This is a genomic window from Achromobacter sp. SLBN-14 (assembly GCF_006715415.1).
In the GTDB taxonomy this organism is placed as follows: Bacteria; Pseudomonadota; Gammaproteobacteria; order Burkholderiales; family Burkholderiaceae_B; genus Achromobacter; species Achromobacter mucicolens.
This window is the reverse complement of sequence record NZ_VFNE01000001.1, coordinates 117,700-133,630: the sequence shown is the minus strand read 5'-3', so window position 1 is coordinate 133,630 and position 15,931 is coordinate 117,700. Positions and strand designations below refer to the sequence as shown.

General features: G+C 66.4%; 14 protein-coding genes, 1 tRNA gene and 1 riboswitch. Of the genes, 4 read left to right on the top strand and 11 right to left on the bottom strand.

The genetic code is table 11. The annotated features are described in order from the left end of the window. Nucleotides 1–100 precede the first annotated feature (100 nt). On the bottom strand, nt 101–1,399 hold the full coding sequence (locus FBY20_RS00580) for an LLM class flavin-dependent oxidoreductase (protein ID WP_174245459.1): 1,299 nt from the start codon (nt 1,397–1,399) through the stop codon (nt 101–103). 181 nt (nt 1,400–1,580) lie between these two features. Then, nucleotides 1,581–1,687, top strand: a riboswitch (TPP riboswitch). 98 nt (nt 1,688–1,785) lie between these two features. Here FBY20_RS00580 and FBY20_RS00575 point away from each other — a divergent pair. Next, nucleotides 1,786–3,237, top strand: a complete 1,452-nt coding sequence (locus FBY20_RS00575) for a sodium:solute symporter family protein (protein WP_142049295.1) — start codon at nt 1,786–1,788, stop codon at nt 3,235–3,237. 418 nt (nt 3,238–3,655) lie between these two features. On the opposite strand, the gene FBY20_RS00565 is transcribed toward FBY20_RS00575, so the two are convergent. The 5 genes from FBY20_RS00565 to FBY20_RS00545 form a co-directional block, all read right to left on the bottom strand. Next, nucleotides 3,656–3,731, bottom strand: a tRNA-Ala gene (locus FBY20_RS00565). A gap of 69 nt (nt 3,732–3,800) precedes the next feature. Beyond that, the gene (xth, locus tag FBY20_RS00560) at nt 3,801–4,583 is read right to left on the bottom strand and encodes an exodeoxyribonuclease III (protein WP_142049292.1); all 783 of its coding nucleotides are present in this window, start codon (nt 4,581–4,583) and stop codon (nt 3,801–3,803) included. A gap of 411 nt (nt 4,584–4,994) precedes the next feature. Then, nucleotides 4,995–5,216, bottom strand: coding sequence for a hypothetical protein (locus tag FBY20_RS00555; protein ID WP_056316340.1), 222 nt, complete (start codon nt 5,214–5,216; stop codon nt 4,995–4,997). Between the two features lie 90 nt (nt 5,217–5,306). Further along, the gene (locus FBY20_RS00550; protein WP_142049289.1) at nt 5,307–6,089 is read right to left on the bottom strand and encodes a 3-oxoacyl-ACP reductase; all 783 of its coding nucleotides are present in this window, start codon (nt 6,087–6,089) and stop codon (nt 5,307–5,309) included. Between the two features lie 17 nt (nt 6,090–6,106). Further along, nucleotides 6,107–6,910, bottom strand: a complete 804-nt coding sequence (locus FBY20_RS00545; RefSeq protein ID WP_062840836.1) for a FadR/GntR family transcriptional regulator — start codon at nt 6,908–6,910, stop codon at nt 6,107–6,109. Between the two features lie 289 nt (nt 6,911–7,199). On the opposite strand from FBY20_RS00545, the gene FBY20_RS00540 reads away from it, so the two are divergent. Both FBY20_RS00540 and FBY20_RS00535 read left to right on the top strand, forming a co-directional pair. Then, on the top strand, nt 7,200–8,636 hold the full coding sequence (locus tag FBY20_RS00540; protein ID WP_174245458.1) for an aldehyde dehydrogenase family protein: 1,437 nt from the start codon (nt 7,200–7,202) through the stop codon (nt 8,634–8,636). 101 nt (nt 8,637–8,737) lie between these two features. Beyond that, nucleotides 8,738–9,442: a riboflavin synthase gene (locus tag FBY20_RS00535; RefSeq protein ID WP_062840838.1), complete on the top strand. Its 705-nt coding sequence runs from the start codon at nt 8,738–8,740 to the stop codon at nt 9,440–9,442. A gap of 72 nt (nt 9,443–9,514) precedes the next feature. Here FBY20_RS00535 and FBY20_RS00530 read toward each other — a convergent pair whose 3' ends face one another. Then, a complete protein-coding gene (locus FBY20_RS00530) occupies nt 9,515–11,011 on the bottom strand; it encodes a M81 family metallopeptidase (protein WP_142049286.1) in 1,497 nt (498 codons plus the stop codon). 183 nt (nt 11,012–11,194) lie between these two features. Between FBY20_RS00530 and speG the strand changes: the two genes are divergently transcribed. Beyond that, nucleotides 11,195–11,779, top strand: coding sequence for a spermidine N1-acetyltransferase (speG, locus tag FBY20_RS00525; protein ID WP_142049283.1), 585 nt, complete (start codon nt 11,195–11,197; stop codon nt 11,777–11,779). A gap of 21 nt (nt 11,780–11,800) precedes the next feature. Here speG and FBY20_RS00520 read toward each other — a convergent pair whose 3' ends face one another. From FBY20_RS00520 to FBY20_RS00505, 4 genes are all read right to left on the bottom strand, one after another. After that, nucleotides 11,801–12,118 (bottom strand): NIPSNAP family protein, encoded by a 318-nt coding sequence (locus FBY20_RS00520; RefSeq protein ID WP_056316357.1) that lies wholly within the window; start codon nt 12,116–12,118, stop codon nt 11,801–11,803. Nucleotides 12,119–12,150: 32 nt separating this feature from the next. After that, nucleotides 12,151–13,140, bottom strand: coding sequence for a tripartite tricarboxylate transporter substrate binding protein (locus FBY20_RS00515; RefSeq protein ID WP_142049280.1), 990 nt, complete (start codon nt 13,138–13,140; stop codon nt 12,151–12,153). A gap of 50 nt (nt 13,141–13,190) precedes the next feature. After that, a complete protein-coding gene (locus FBY20_RS00510) occupies nt 13,191–14,876 on the bottom strand; it encodes a thiamine pyrophosphate-binding protein (RefSeq protein ID WP_142049277.1) in 1,686 nt (561 codons plus the stop codon). A gap of 139 nt (nt 14,877–15,015) precedes the next feature. Then, complete coding sequence (locus tag FBY20_RS00505; protein WP_056316364.1) at nt 15,016–15,915, bottom strand: helix-turn-helix domain-containing protein; 900 nt, start codon at nt 15,913–15,915, stop codon at nt 15,016–15,018. Between the last annotated feature and the right edge of the window lie 16 nt (nt 15,916–15,931).

Sequence of the window (15,931 nt, the reverse complement as noted above, 5' to 3'; positions counted from 1 at the left end):
CACATACCCTGACCAGCGAGGATTTACGCTAACAGTTGAGTCGTGGCGCTAATTGATAAAAGTCAAGATTGGGGGCGGAGGCGCGAAATGGCAAAACAGCTCAACGTGGAACGCCGCTTCCCGGCCGTTCCAATCCCAGATGCCCGCGCAGCGTGGCGTGTTCGTAGTCTTTGCGGAACAGCCCGCGCTTTTGCAGCACCGGCACCACCTGTTCCACGAAATCGTCGATGCCGCCCGGCAGTGACGGGGGCATGAGATTGAAGCCGTCGGCGCCTTCGTTCCTGAACCAGTGTTCCATCCGGTCGGCGATCTGCTCTGGTGTTCCCACCATCGTGCAGTGCCCGCCGCCCGCGGCCAGCCTGCCCAGTAACTGGCGCACCGTGGGCTGTTCGGTTTCGATGATGCGCAGGATCGTCGCGTAACGGCCCTTGGGCCCCTTGAACTCGGACAAGGGGGGCAGGGGCGGCACGGGGGCGTCCAGTTCCCAACCCGAGCAATCCTGCAGGACGAACATCCCCAGCTGTCGCAGCGAGGCGTCCGCGGGCAGCAGCTCGTCCAGTTCGCGCTGCTTGGCGCGGGCTTCGGCTTCGGACGAGCCGACATAGGTCACCAGCCCGGGCATGATCGGCACGAAGGCGTCGCGGCCCGCGGCCTGCACCCGCTGCTTGATGTCGCGGTAATAGGCTTGCGCGGCCGGCAGGTCGTAGGCCACCGCGTAGATGGCTTCCGCGCGCCGCGCCGCCAGATCGCGGCCCTGGTCCGAGGCGCCCGCCTGGAACAGCACCGGATGGCCTTGCGGCGGTCGCGGCACGGTCAACGGGCCGTCCACCAGGAAATGTTCGCCGTGGTGATCGATCTTGTGCAGGCGGTCGGGCACGCCAAAGTAACCGTTGCGGTCGATGGCCAGGGCGTCGTCGTCCCACGAGTCGAACAGCCGCAGTGCGACGTCGACAAACTCCTCGGCGCGCGCGTAGCGCCAGTCGTGGCCGGGCATGGCTTCGTAGCCGTGGTTGCGCGCTTCGGCATCGAACATCGACGTCACCACGTTCCACCCCATGCGGCCGCCGGAGATGTGATCCAGCGAGGCCACCATGCGCGCCGCATGAAAGGGCGTGAAGAACGTGCTGGATACCGTGCTAATCAGGCCGATGCGCGTGGTGGCGCGGGCGATGGCTGCCATCGTGGTCAGCGGTTCCAGGTACCACCGCGGACCGTCGCCGATGTTGTCCATCGACTGGCCGTCGGCAAAGAAGATGGCGTCCAGCTTGCCGCGTTCGGCCGTGCGCGCCAGGCTTTCGTAATAGGCAATGTCGCCCAGCCGCTCTGCCGCCGAGTCCGGGTGGCGCCAGGCCGCGCGGTGGTGGCCGCAGCCGAAAATGAACAGGTTCAGGTGCATCATGGCGATCAGGTCTTCGTTGGCGTCATCGGTTGCCGCGTCCGGCACGCCCGCCGGTGCCGCAAGCGGGCGAAATTAGCATAAATCGCCCGCGCGGGCGCCCGCCACCCTTGCCAGCCACCCCCGCCCGCCACACCGGCCTGCGCCGCGCGTTGACATCGCCGCGCCGCTCTCCTAACCTTGCGGCAATTCCTGGGGGAGCCCTGCATGGGCTGAGATTCCGCGGCAACGCGGTAACCCTTTGAACCTGATCCGGGTAATGCCGGCGAAGGGAAGGACTCCGCAAGTCTCGCGCGCCCTCCCTGATTCCACTCATCTTGCGGCCTTCCGACGGCGGGCCGCCGCGTTACGCGTGTGGCCGCAGGCCGCCCGCGGGAGGACCGACCTTCATGTTGACCCAAACCACCGCCCTGATATGGCTGTTGCTGTTCTCGGGCGGCTTCGCCGTGGCCAGCGTGCTGTACACCCGGCGCAAGCGCAGCACGCTCGAAGACTACATCGTCGCGCGCAACAGCCAGGGGTCGTTTGGCACGATCCTCACGCTGATGGCGTCCACGCTGGGCGCCTGGATTCTTTTCTCGCCCGCGCAGGCGGCCACCTGGGGCGGCCTGGCGGCCGTGATCGGCTACGCGCTGGGCTCGATGTCGCCGCGGCTGGTCATGATTCCGCTGGGACGCCGCATGCGCGAACTGATCCCGCACGGTCACACGCTGACGGAATTCCTGATGGCGCGCTACGGCCGGCCCATGTATGGCCTGGCGCTGTTCATCATGCTGTTTTATCTCTTCATCGCGCTGTCCGCCGAGGTCACGGCCATCGCCAAGCTGGTCGCGATGCTGGCGCCCGTGCCGCTGTGGACCACGGCCGCCATCGTGATGGGGACGACCTTGCTCTACACCACCTACGGCGGGCTGCGCTCTTCGATCTTCACCGATCAGGTGCAGATGATGATCATCGTGCCGCTGCTGGTGGTGTTGTGCGTCGTGGGCTGGCAGGCGGCCGGCGGCGCATTGCCCACCATCGAAGCGCTGCAGGCCAAGGCGCCGCAACTGCTGGATGTAACCGACCCGGTGGGCGTGAAAGCCGGCCTGACCTTCTTTGTCGCCATCCTCTTGACCGGCATCTTCCACCAGGGCAACTGGCAACGCATCTACGCCGCGCGCGACGCGCGCACGATGCGCAACGGCTTTCTGCTGGGCGGCGTGCTGGTGGCGCCGTTCATCTTCCTGATGGGCCTGTTCGGCCTGGCGTTTGTCGGCCTGGCCCCGGCGGGCGACAGTTCCATTGCGCTATTCAGCGTCATCATGCCGCACGCTCCGGTGTGGTTCGTCATCGCCCTGATCCCGCTGGGCCTGGCGCTGGTCATGAGCACCGCCGACACCGCCATCAGCGCGGTGACCAGCATCATCGCGGTCGATCTGCGCCGCCTGATGCCCAACGCCACCGCCGGCACCATGAAGCGCCTGGCGCGCTCGCTGGTGCTGCTGATGGCCATTCCCGTCATGATCGTGGCCTCGCAGGGCTACAGCGTGCTGTACCTGTTCCTGCTGGCCGACCTGCTGTGCTCGGCCGCCGCGTTCCCGGTGTTCTACGGCCTTTTCAGCCGCAAGCATGACGGCTTCACCGCCACGCTCTCGACCATCACCGGCCTTATCGCCGGCCTGTTCTTCTTTCCCGCACCGGGCGACAAGCCTGTTTTCCTGCTGGAATCGTTCCTGCTGGCGGCGTTTGTGCCGGTGGTGACGACGGTGTTGATCCGGCTTGTGATGCGTGGGCGCAAGGAGTTTGATTTTGCGACGCTGAGCGGGGCGGTGCGCAGGCTGGATCAGGAGCGGGTTTGAGGGGAGGGGCCTAGCGGATAGGCATGGGCTTGGCAGGCGTCTTGTCCCGAACAAGATTGAAGATTTCGACCTCCTCGTCACTTAGTGGGCCGGCTTCATGAGCGATGGCTGCCAGTAGCGAGCCTAGGCATGTCTGGCGGCTTGGCCGGACGGCTGGGGCGGGATTGTCGAAGAGGCTCAAATCGCTACTGCGACTTTGCTCGGCTACGCGATCTCCCGCTGCGGTATACCGCGGTTCGGACGTGTGCTGAAGTTTGATGAAAGGCATAAAGAGAGTCCGCTCGGCCATTGCGGCCCGATGGCGAACATTCTGGGCCCGCCAGCGACGGCGGCCAACGCCTACACGAAGCAAATCAGACGCACAGAAACAAAAAAGCCTTGGCACACAAAAGTGTCCAAGGCTTTTCCGTCTGGAATTTGGTGGAGCGGAGGAGGATCGAACTCCCGACCTTCGCATTGCGAACGCGACGCTCTCCCAGCTGAGCTACCGCCCCAAATCAAGCAAGAGCAGAAATATACAGGAATTCGGCCTGGGTGCGCAACATGCGCCGGACCGAATTTTTTCAAACGAATTGCAGGGTGGCGATGACCGGGGCGTGGTCCGAGGGCTGCTCGTTGCGGCGGGGTTCCTTGTCGATGACGCAGGCGACGCAGCGCTTGACCAGCGGGGCGGACAGCAGCACGTGGTCGATGCGCAGGCCGGCGTTGCGGCGGAAGGCGAATTGGCGGTAGTCCCACCAGCTGAACGACTTTTCCGGCTGTTCGAACAGCCGGAACGAATCGGTCAGGCCCAGGTCCAGCAGCGAGCGCAGCGCCTGGCGTTCGGGTTCGGACACCAGGACCTGCCCTTCCCACTTTTCGGGGTTGTGCACGTCTTCGTCCGCCGGGGCGACGTTGTAGTCGCCCAGCACGGCAAGGCGGGGGAATTGCTTGATCTCGCCGGCCAGCCACTTGCGCATGGCTTCGAACCATTCCAGCTTGTAGGCATACTTGTCGGAACCGACCGACTGGCCGTTCGGGCAGTAGGCGCAGACGACGCGCACGTCGCCTTCGGGGCTGGGGAAGGTCAGGGCCAGCACGCGCTGCTGCGAATCCTCGAAGCCGGGAATGTTGCGCACCATCGTCGTGCCGGGCATGCGCGAGATGATCGCGACGCCGTTGTAGGTTTTCTGGCCGGCCCAGACGGCGTGATAGCCGGCTTCCTTGAACGCCGCCTCGGGGAACTTGTCGTCGGTGAGCTTGAGCTCCTGGATGCACAGCACGTCGACGGGATTGGCGGCGAGCCAGTCCAGGACCTGTTGCAGGCGCACGTTCAGGGAGTTGACGTTCCAGGTGGCGAGTTTCATGTTTTCTTCAGACCGTTTATTCAGGCGGTTCTTGGCGGTGGCGCCTTCCAAAACCCCGGTCTAGCTACTCATCTGGCTACGCATCCGGGGCGTGGTTGGCATTCGCCGGGGATAAGGCCAGATGATACCCGCTCATGCTGTCTTCTTCTGCTTGCTGAACTCCGCAAGGTGTCTGACACCCTGGGGAGACGATCCTCAGTTCGTGGCGGCGTCTCAACGGGTGTCAGACACCGGCCAGCGAAGCTCCGCCATTGCCGCAAGGTGTCTGACACCCTGGGGAGACGATCTTCAGTTCGTGGCGGCGTCTCAACGGGTGTCAGACACCGGCCAGCGAAGCCCCACCGCCGCCGCAAGGTGTCTGACCCCTTCAAGCAAAAACCCCGATTCCTGCGAATCGGGGTTTTTCTTTTGCTACTCACTGATGTGATTGAACTCGACCGAGCCCGGGTCGATGCCGCCGCGCCGCAGTCGGCCGTCGACATCGTCCGGATTTCCGCCCGCCGCGTCCGCCGCCGGCAAGTCCAGCCAATTTGCCAGTTCCTGCTTCGCCTGCTGGCTATCGGAGATCCCGCCATTGACCAGCGCCACGCCGTCGCTGCCGTCGAGCTTTCGATAACTGATCTGTGTCTTCATCTTGCCTCCTGGGTTGCGGTGGATTGCCGGTCCACCGTAACACACGACGCGTTGGCGCCATCCGGGGGGGGGGCAACCCGGAGGTGACGGTCAACCCTTGACCAATCCGCCATCCACAATCAGGTTTTGCCCGGTCACCGCGCGCGACCACGGGCTGGCGAAGAACAGGACCGCGTCGGCGAATTGTTCCGGCGTGGTGACCTCGCGCAGCGGAGTGCCGGCGGCGATCATGTCGAAGACGGCGTCGGGGGTGGCGGCGGAGGCGTCGGTGGTGCGCAGCAGGCCGCCGGACACCATGTTGACGGTGATGCCGTCAGCGCCCAGCTCGTGCGACAGCGTGCGGGTGAAGGCCAGCAGAGCGGCCTTGGCGGCGGTGTAGTCGTGGTAGGGCACGACCGGGTTCTGGACGAGGTTGGTGCCGACGTTGATGATGCGTCCGCCGCCGGCAGCGCGCATGCCGGGCAGGGCGGCTTGGGTGGTGTTCAGCGCGGCGCGCACGCTGCCTTCGAGTTGGGCGTTCATCTGTGCCCAGTCCAGCGTGTCGGCGTGGGGGCGGGCATCGCCATTGAATTGGAAGGCGGGCAGCGCGTTGTTGACGATGGTGTGTACCGGCTGGCCGAAATGTTGGCTGGCACGGGCGACCATGGCGGCGACGGCGGCGGGGTCGCGCACGTCGGCCTGCACGGCCAGGGCGCGGTCCGGGGCGGTGGCAGCAAGGGCCTGCGCGCGGTCGGCGCTGTTCAGGAAGTTGATGACGACCTTGGCGCCTTCACGCAGAAAGGCCTGCGCGATGGCGGCGCCCAGGCCGCGGCTGGCGCCGGTGACGATCACGAGTTGCTGGGCCAGGGTGGGTTGCGGGCGTTGCAATGACATGAATTGAAGCTTCCTGCTTAGTGTTCCGAGCCGCTGTTGAGCATGCGGCTGCGGGCTTTTTCGATATGGGCGCGCATGACGTTGCGGGCGCCCTCGGCATCCTGATCGCGGATCAGTTTATAGATGTGGCGATGTTCGTCGATGGCGGCGCGCGTGCGCTTCCAGGGTTCGCTGTGGACCAGGTGGCGCATGACGTTCACGGCGTGGCTGACGTCGTACTCCAGCGACTTGAGGACCTGCACGAAGCGCTGGTTGCCGGTGGCGGACGCAATGGCGCGGTGAAACCCGTAGTCGTGATGGTGGGCGATGGCGCCGGACGCGTCGGCCTCTTCGTAGCCGGTCAGCATGCGGTCCATTTCCTGCAGGTCTTCGGGCGTGCGGCGCAGCGCGGCAAGGTGGGCGCATTCGGGCTCGATCACCATGCGCAGTTCCAGGCCTTCCAGGATATGGCCCACGCGGCGCGCGGGGTCCACGGCAGGCATGCCGCCCATCAGGTCCGGTTTGGACTTCACGTAGGTGCCGGACCCGCGGATCGAGTCCACGAGCTGGTCTTCGCGCAGGCGGTCCAGCGCCTGGCGCACGACCGGCCGCGACACCTCGAAGAGGGCGGCCAGTTCCAGTTCGGTCGGCAGCTTGTTGCCGGGCGCGATCTTGCCGGTGGCGATCGCGTAGAACAGGCTTTCGTAGACGCGCTCGGCAAAACGCTCGGCGCGCACGTAGCCCAGGCCGGACGCCACCTCGGCCAGAACGTCCAGTTCGGGACGGGGGCGGGTGGCCGCGGCCAGCAGCGATTCCAGCTGCGGGTCACGCACGTTGCTCATCGGACGCTCCTTGAAGTGGGGACGGGTTGTCATGCGGCATGACTTCCCCGCAGGGCCCTAAGCCCCTGAAAGATTAGGGATAACCCGATCATCCAGAAAAATATCCTGAACCTTGGGATAAAAGCTGTCATTCCAATTGACAAGTTACAGAGGGCTCCCGTACCTTGCCATCACACCACAACGCCTGCGCGCATGACGCGCTGGCGGCGCGGCTGGCTCTCTGCCGGCAAGCGCCTGGAGACACGCAGATTCCCCCAACCGGCCGTTCGGCCGCTACTTTACTCCGCACATCGTGACTCAGAAGAACTTTATCGCCAACCAATGGGTGGCCGCGGCCACCGGTGAAACCATTCCCGTCCTGAACCCGTCCGATGGCAAGCCTTTCGAGGAACTGGCCCGCTCGAACGAGGCGGACGTGGACCGTGCCGTCAAGGCCGCCCGCCAGGCCTTCGAGGGCGAGTGGGGCCAGATGGCGCCCGCCGTGCGCAGCCGCCTGTTGATGAAGATCGCTTTCGCGCTGCTGGACCGCCAGGAGGAACTGGCGCAGCTGGAGTCGGCCGACACGGGCAAGCCCATCAAGCAGGCGCGCGCCGACGCCGCCGCGGTGGCGCGCTACTTCGAGTTCTATGCCGGCGCGGTCGACAAGCTGCACGGCGAGACCATTCCCTACACGCCCGGCTTCACGGTGCTGACCGTGCGCGAGCCCCACGGCGTGACCGGCCACATCGTGCCGTGGAACTACCCCCTGCAGATCTTCGGCCGCAGCGTCGGCGCGGCACTGGCCGCGGGCAATGCCTGCGTGGTCAAGCCCGCCGAGGACGCTTGCCTGTCCCTCCTGAAGCTGGCCGAGATTGCCGCTGAAGTGGGCCTGCCCGCCGGCGCGCTGAACATCGTCACCGGGTACGGCCATGAGGCGGGCGCCGCGCTGTCCGCGCATCCCGGCATCGATCACATTTCGTTCACGGGCTCGCCGCAGACGGGCAAGATGGTCGCGCATGCCGCCGCCGAAAACCACGTGCCCGTCACGCTGGAGCTGGGCGGCAAGTCGCCGCAGATCGTGTTTGACGACGCCGACCTGGACGCCGCGATGCCGGTGCTGCTGGGCGCCATCATCCAGAACGCCGGCCAGACGTGCTCGGCCGGCAGCCGCGTGCTGATCCAGCGCGGCGTGTACGAGACCGTGCTCAAGCGCCTGTCCGACGCGTTCTCGGCCACGGTGACCGGCCCGGCGGCGGCCGACCTGGATGTGGGTCCGCTGATCAACGCGCGCCAGCAGGACCGCGTGCGCGGCTTCCTGGCCGAAGCCGAAGCGCAAGGCATGAAGGTCGCGGCGCGCGGCAAGCTGAAGGACGGCACGCCCGAGGCCGGCTTCTACCAGCCGCCCGTCCTGTTCCGCGACGTGCCGCCGGACAGCCGCCTGGCGCAGGAAGAAGTCTTCGGCCCGGTGCTGGCCGCCATGGTCTTCGACACCGAGGAAGAAGCGCTGGAAATCGCCAACGGCACGCTGTACGGCCTGGTGGCCGGCGTGTGGACGCGCGATGGCGGCCGCCAGATGCGCCTGGCGCGCAAGCTGCGCGCGGGCCAGGTGTTCGTCAACAACTACGGCGCGGGCGGCGGCGTGGAGCTGCCGTTCGGCGGTTCGCGCCAGTCGGGCTACGGCCGCGAGAAGGGCTTTGAGGCGCTGTACGGCTTCACGTCCTTGAAGACCATCGCGATCCGCCACTGATCGCGGGGCGGGGCGGCGGCTCTGACCCAGGACCCGGGCAAAATATCGGTTAACGTTGATGTTTTGCTTCCGGGGCCTGCCGCCCCGCATTCAGGATCCGTATGTTCACCGGTATTGTTCAAGGCACCGCGAAGATCGCAAAGATCGCGGATCGCGAAGGCCTGCGCACCTTCACGCTGGATTTTCCCCCTGGTTTCTGCACTGACCTGGCCATCGGCGCCAGCGTCTCGACGGACGGCGTCTGCCTGACCGTCACGGAAATCCTGTCCGAGAACCAGGCCACGTTCGATGTCATGCTGCAAAGCCTGGCGATCACCACGCTGGGCAGCTATGCCGAGGGCGACAGCGCGAACGTGGAGCGCGCGGCCAAGGACGGCGCCGAGATCGGCGGCCATCCGCTGTCCGGCCACGTGGACTTCACCTCGCAGGTGCTGATGGTGAAATCGTCGGACACCAATCGCCTGATGCGCTTCAGCATCCCCGAGGCCTTTCGCAAATACGTGTTCGCCAAGGGCTACATCGCCATCAACGGCGCCAGCCTCACCGTGTCGGAAGTGAACCGCGCCGAGGGCTGGTTCGAGGTCTGGCTGATTCCCGAGACGCGCCGCACGACGGTCTTCGAGGACAAGCAGGTGGGCGATGCGGTCAACATCGAGATCGAACGCAGCACGCAGGTCATCGTCGACACCGTGCGCGAAACCGTCCAGGAAAGCCTGGGCAAGCTGCAACCGCTGCTGGAAGCGATCCTGAAGGAAAAGGGACTGACGCTGGAAGACTTCGTCAGCCCGCAGGGCAAGCTGAAGTAATACCGCCCAAGCGCGGCCGCCGTGGCGGCCTTGTCTGCAATGGCCGGCGCCTTCGCGCCGGCCATGTCGTTTTCACGCCGCCCTGAACGGCTGCCCCTGCGGCCGCACCCGCATCCCGGGCTCAAGCCGCGTCCACGGCAGATCCGCGGGATCCGCCTGCATCGGGCCGGGCGCCTTGGCCACCAGCACCTCGTGCGCAATCGGCTGGAAGTCGGCCCGGAAATGCACCGAGCTTTTCACCACCAGGATCGCCATCTGTTCGGGCTGCACGCCGCCGACGCGGAAGAGGTTGCGGTCCAGCATCTGCGCCTTGCCGGCGCTGGCCACCACCCGCACGCCGCCGATCCGCAGCGTGGCCGTCGCGCCCAGGTCCACGTCCATGCCGTTCATCATCGGCCCGTCAAATCGCAGCTTGCCGTCCGATAACGCCTCGACCACAAATTCGCCTTCGAAGGCGGCGTCGCCCGCGACGCCGGATTGCCCGCCCAGGCTGAGCGCCACCGTGGCGCCGACGCCAGCCTCGGTTGCCTGACGCACCGCCTCAGGGTCGTACAGCAAGCCCAGCGCCGCATTCTGCGCGTCGGCTTGCACCAGCGCGCGCAGCATGCCGGTGGTGTTGGCGTCGCCGCCAGCGCCGGGGTTGTCCTGCGTGTCGGCGATCACGACGGGCCGCGTGGCGCCGGCTGCGAGGGCCTGCGCGCGGCGCACGGCTTCGGCCGGTTCCAGGAAATCAGGCGACCACTCGGGTTCCAGTTCCAGCACGCGCGCATACAGCGATTCGGTGACGGCTTCGACCGCGGCGGCGTCCGTGCCGTAGGCCCACACCACCGGCCCGCACTCCGGGAAATCCGCCGCCGGAAAGCCCGGCGCGAAAGAGATGGAGGCAACCCCCGGCGTCTGTTCCAGTTCGCTCAGCAGCGCGTACACGCCCTGCGAGGGTTGCAGCATCGTGCACATGCCGTTGATGGGAATCAGGAAGGGCAGGCGGCGCTCGCTGCGGGTCCATTGTTCTCCGGCCTGAATGCGCGCCATCAGCAGCCGCGCGGCCAGCACGCCGGTATCGGCCATGTCCACGTGCGGATAGGTGCGAAACGCGACCAGGCCGTCCGCGCTTTGCAGCATGCGCGCGGTGACGTTGGCGTGCAGGTCCAGGCTGGCGACCACGGGCACGCCAGACCCCACGATCTCGCGCACGCGGGCCAGGAGTTCACCTTCGCCGTCGTCCAGGTGCTCGGTGACCATGGCGCCGTGCAGGTCCAGGTAGATGGCGTCAAAGCCGCCAGCCCGCACCGCGTCCAGGATCTCGCCGGCAATGCGCTCGTAGGCATCGCGCGTCACGTGGGCCGACGGGCTGGCGCCCGCCCAGATCACCGTCTGCACGGTGTGGCCCTCGGCCGCCACCGCGTTGATGAAGCCGCCGGCCGGGATGTTGACCTCGCGCAGCGCCAGCATGTCCGCGCCGCGCACCATCGCGGGAAAGCCTTCGCCGCGCACGAAATTGTCGTAACCCGCCTTGGAGGGCGCAAAGGTGTTGGTCTCGTGCTGGAAGCCAGCAACCAGGATGTGCATGTTCGGTTCCTGTGGAGGGGGCCGCCCGGCGCGCGACGGACGCGCGACAGCCGGCGCATGAAGCTGTCCAGGATACCGTGTATGCGGCGCATTTGAACGGCACGCGCGCGCCACGGGCATCAGGGACAATGCGGATTGCGCGCGCGGCCGCGGCATACAATGCCCTGACTCACGGAGGTACCCATGTCGGCCACATCCGATATCAAACTACGCCCGCTCGAACGCGGCGACCTGCACTTCGTGCACAAGATCAACAATAACGACGTCATCATGCGCTACTGGTTCGAAGAGCCGTACGAAGCCTATGACGAACTCGTCGCGCTGTACGACCGCCACCTTCACGACCAGAACGAGCGGCGCTTCATCATCGAGCACGACACGGGGCAGCCGGCCGGGCTGGTCGAGCTTGTGGAGATCGACTACATCCATCGCCAAGCAGAATTCCAGATCATCATCGCGCCCAGCTACCAGGGCAGGGGCTACGCCAAGGCCGCGACGCGCATTGCTGTGGGCTATGCGTTTCGGGTGCTGAACCTGCACAAGGTGTACCTGGTGGTGGACAAGGACAATACCGCCGCCGTGCACATCTACGAACGGTGCGGCTTCCAGATCGAAGGCCTGCTCAAGGAAGAGTTCTTTTCCAACGGCGCGTACCGCGATGCCTACCGCATGGCGCTGTTGCAGCACGACCATCTGCGCGACGTGGGACCGGGCGCGCCGGACGCGCCCGTGCTGCGGGACTGGCCGCAGGAAGAGCAGGCGGGCTAGCGCCGCCTGCTGCGTGCTACATCACGGCTTGAAGAACGCCGTGGGCGTCATCAGGCGGTTTTCCTGGCTGATCAGGTAGCCGGCTTCGGCGCTCTTGGTCAGGTAGGTCGCCCAGGCCGGGTCCTTCTGCAGCGCCTGGCGCTTGGCCTCGCGGTCGGCGGCGCTGTCATACACCCAGATGTGCATGTAGGTGTTGACGTTGCCGGTTTCGGTCTGCATGTAGGCGAGCGGCTTGCCCAGATGGCGGCTCTGCACCTCGTAGCCGTGCTCGGCATAGAGCGCCAGGTGTTTCTTGATGGTGCCGGCGCGGCACGTGTAGGTACGGACGTCGTAAAGCATGTTGATCCTTGATAGGGGTAGCGGAAAGCGTGTTATTCGGCCGTGGCGCCGGACTGCTTGACCAGCTCGCTCCAGCGTTCCACTTCGGTGTTCACATATTTCTGGAAGGCGGTGTGGCCGTCGCCCACGGGGTCGGCGCCCAGGCCCTTCAACTTGTCCTGCACGGCCGGGTCGGCGACGCTGTCGGTGACGGCCTTGGACAGCTTCTCGACCACGGGCGCGGGCGTGGCGGCCGGCACGAACAGGCCGAACCACGACCGCGCGTTCATGGCCGGGTAGGCCGCCTCGGAGAACGCGGGCACGTTGGGCAGCGCCGCATGGCGCTGCGTGCCGGTGACCGCGATGGGCGTGAGGCGCCCGGCCTGCACCTGCGACAGCACTTCGGGCAGGTTGGCGAACATGATCTGGACCTGTCCGCCCATGAGGTCGTTGAGCGCCTGCGCGCCGCCCTTGTACGGCACGTGCGTCATCTGCGCGCCGGCCAGCGAATTGAACTGCGCGCCGGCCAGGTGCGAAGCCGTGCCGGTGCCGCCCGAGGCGTAGTTCACGCGGTTGCCGTTGGCCTTGGCATAGGCCGCCAGTTCCTGCGGGGTCTTGGCCGGCACCGAGGGGTTCACCACCAGCAGCAGCGGCACCGACGCCAGGTTGGACAGGCCGGCAAAGTCGCGCGTCAGGCTGTAGTCGAGCTTGTGATAGAGCGTGGCGTTGATGGCGTGGCTGGACGTGGCCATCAGCAGCGTGTAGCCGTCGGGCTCGGCGCGGGCGGCCATCACGGCACCGATGTTGCCGTTGGCGCCCGCCTTGTTTTCCACCACCACGGGCTGGCCAAGCCGCGTCGACATGGCCTGCGCCACGGTGCGCGCGATCACGTCGGTGGCCCCGCCCGCGGCGAAGGGCACGATGATGCGCAAGGGGCGTTCGGGGAAATCGGCCGCGGCGGCCGTCGCGGCCGTGCCCAGCGACGCGGCGGCCATCAGAACGGTGGCGGCCAGGCGCCGCACGGGGGTCAGGGTTTTCGTCATGTCTCTCTCCAGTGTTTTGGGTTTTTTTATGGGTTGCCGGGCCTGGTCTCTCAGGCGCCGGCGGTGCGCGCCTTTTCGCGCAGGCTCGTCAGGGTGGCCCGGGGCGTGATCACCTCCGGGTCCAGGCTGAGTTCGATCAGATATGGGGTTCCGCTGTCCAGCGCGCGTGCCAGCGCGGGCGTGAAGGCTTCATGCGTCTGTACGCGTTCGGCCGTCACGCCGAACGATTGCGCATACGCCACGAAATCCGGGTTGCACAGGTCCGTGCCGATGGTGCGGCCGGGGTAGTGCACCTCCTGGTGCATGCGGATCGTCCCGTACATGCCGTTGTTGAACACGATGAAGACGATGCCAAGCTGGTGCTGCTTCACGGTTGCCAGCTCCTGCGACGTCATCAGGAAGCAGCCGTCGCCCGCCAGGCAGATCACCTGGCGGTCGGGGTGGCGCAGCTTGGCCGCGATGGCCGCCGGCACGCCGTAACCCATCGCGCCGCTGGTCGGCGCCAGCTGTGTGCGCGGGTGGGTGAAACGGTAGTAACGATGCGCCCAGGCGCTGTAGTTGCCCGCGCCATTGGTCAGGATGGCGCTGGGGTCCAGCTGGTCGCGCAGCGCGGCAATGACGCGCGCCGGGTCCAGGCCCGTGCGCGGGGCAGGCAGCTCGGTGTAGCGCAGGTAGTTGTCGTGCAGGCGCTGCGCCCACGCGCGCCACGGCGATGCGTCCACGGGCTCCAGCTCCACCGCCGTCTTGGCGAAGGCGTCCATGCCGGCCTGGATCTTCACGGCCGGCTGGTACACGCGGCCCAGCTCTTCGGGGCTGGCCAGCACGTGGATCAGGGTCTGGCTGGGCACCGGCGATTGCAGCAGCGAATAGCCGCCCGTCACCATCTCGCCCAGGCGCGCGCCCACCGCCAGGATGACGTCGGCCTGGCGTACCGCCTCGGCCAGCTCGGGGTTCACGCCGATGCCGACCTCACCCACGTATTGCGCGTGGTGGTTGTCGAACAGATCCTGGCGGCGGAACGAACACGCCACGGGCAGGCCGTTCAGTTCGGCAAAGCGGGTCAGGCTTGCCAGTCCCGCGTCGGTCCAGCCTGAACCGCCGACGATCATCAGGGGGCGCTGGGCGCCCGCCAGCAGCGTGCGCATGCTGGCCAGGGCGTCGGGCGCCGGATAGGCCTGGGGCACCTGGATCGTGCCGCAGGGCAGGGCCGGGGCCACGTCGGTCAGCATGTCCTCGGGCAGCGCCAGGACGACCGGGCCGGGGCGGCCGGACGTGGCGACGGAGAACGCACGGTTCAGGTATTCGGTGACGCGCGCGGCGCTGTCGATCTGCGCCACCCACTTCGTGAACTGGCCGAACATGCGGCGGTAGTCGATCTCCTGGAACGCCTCGCGCTCGACCATGTCGTTGCCGACCTGGCCCACCAGCACGATAAGCGGGGTGGAGTCCTGAAAGGCCGTCTGCACGCCGATGCTGGCGTTGGTGGCGCCGGGGCCGCGCGTGACCATGCAGATGCCGGGGCGGCCGGTCAGCTTGCCGTGCGCTTCGGCCATGAATGCCGCCGCGCCTTCGTGGCGGCAGGACACCAGCCGGATGCGGTCGCGGTGCGCGTACAGCGCGTCCAATACGTCCAGGTAGCTCTCGCCGGGCACGCCGAATACGGTATCCACGCCGTGGTCCAGCAGGGCTTGCACCACGTGCTGGCCGCCCGTCATCAATGTCGAAGTGTCGTTCATCGCAGTTTCAATCTGGCCGCAGCGCGGCGGGTTGAGTCCGGATGAACTTTACGCAGCCCTGGTCAGGGCGCGTTAGGACAGATCAGAGCTTGTTTTGCACTTTTTTGCGGGCCGGCCCTCGCAGCCCGCCGTCCAGCCGTCACTCGATGGGGCGGTAGTACTTCTTGCGGAAGTCGCCCGGGGTGCAGCCGGTGTGCTTCTTGAAAAAGCGCGCGAAATAGGCCGGATCCTCGATGTTCAACTGAAAGCCGATCTCTGCGATGCCCAGATCCGTGTTGCACAGGAGCCGCTTGGCCTCCAGCGCAATGCGTTCCTGCACGAGCTGGCTGGCCGTGCGTCCCACGCTGCGCTTGACCGCCTCGTTCAACTGGCGTTCGCTGATGCATAGCGCGTCGGCGTACTGGCGGATGGCCGAGAAATCCAGGTAGTGCTCTTCGATCAGCATGGTGAAGCGCTTGGCCAGCGAATAGCTGGGACCCGCCGCAGTTTCACGCTCGTCGGCCGGATACAGCCTGCGCAGCTGCGTCAGGAGGATCAGCAGGTAAGAGCGCACCACGTCGAACCGGCCCGTCTGGCGGTCGCGCGTTTCGCGTTCGATTTCCGCCAGCAGCGGCAGCATGGCGTCGTGCTGCTCGCGCGTCAGGTAGATGACCGGCGATCCGCCGGCCAGGTGAAAGAACGGGAACTTGGCAATGTCGTCGGCGCGCGGAAACATCTGCGCGAAGAACTCGGTGCTGATGTTCATGACGTAGCCGCTGGGCTTGACCGACGACGTCCAGGCGTGGATCTGGCCGGGCGACAGGAAAAAGACCGAGTGGTCGCGCACCGCGTGCTGCTCGAAGTCCAGCAGGTGGGTGCCTTGCGCCTCGGTCATCCACAACAGGTGGTAATAGCGGTGCCGGTGCAGGAAACCGCGCGGGATGTCGTCGTGGTCCTGCAGGCGCACGAGGTCGAAGTAAAAGGATCCCTCTCCCGAGAAATCCGAGGATTCGAAGGTGGGAAAGGTCTCCGGGACGGGCGAAATCGTACCTGCGGACAAGCGGGAGTCTCCTTGA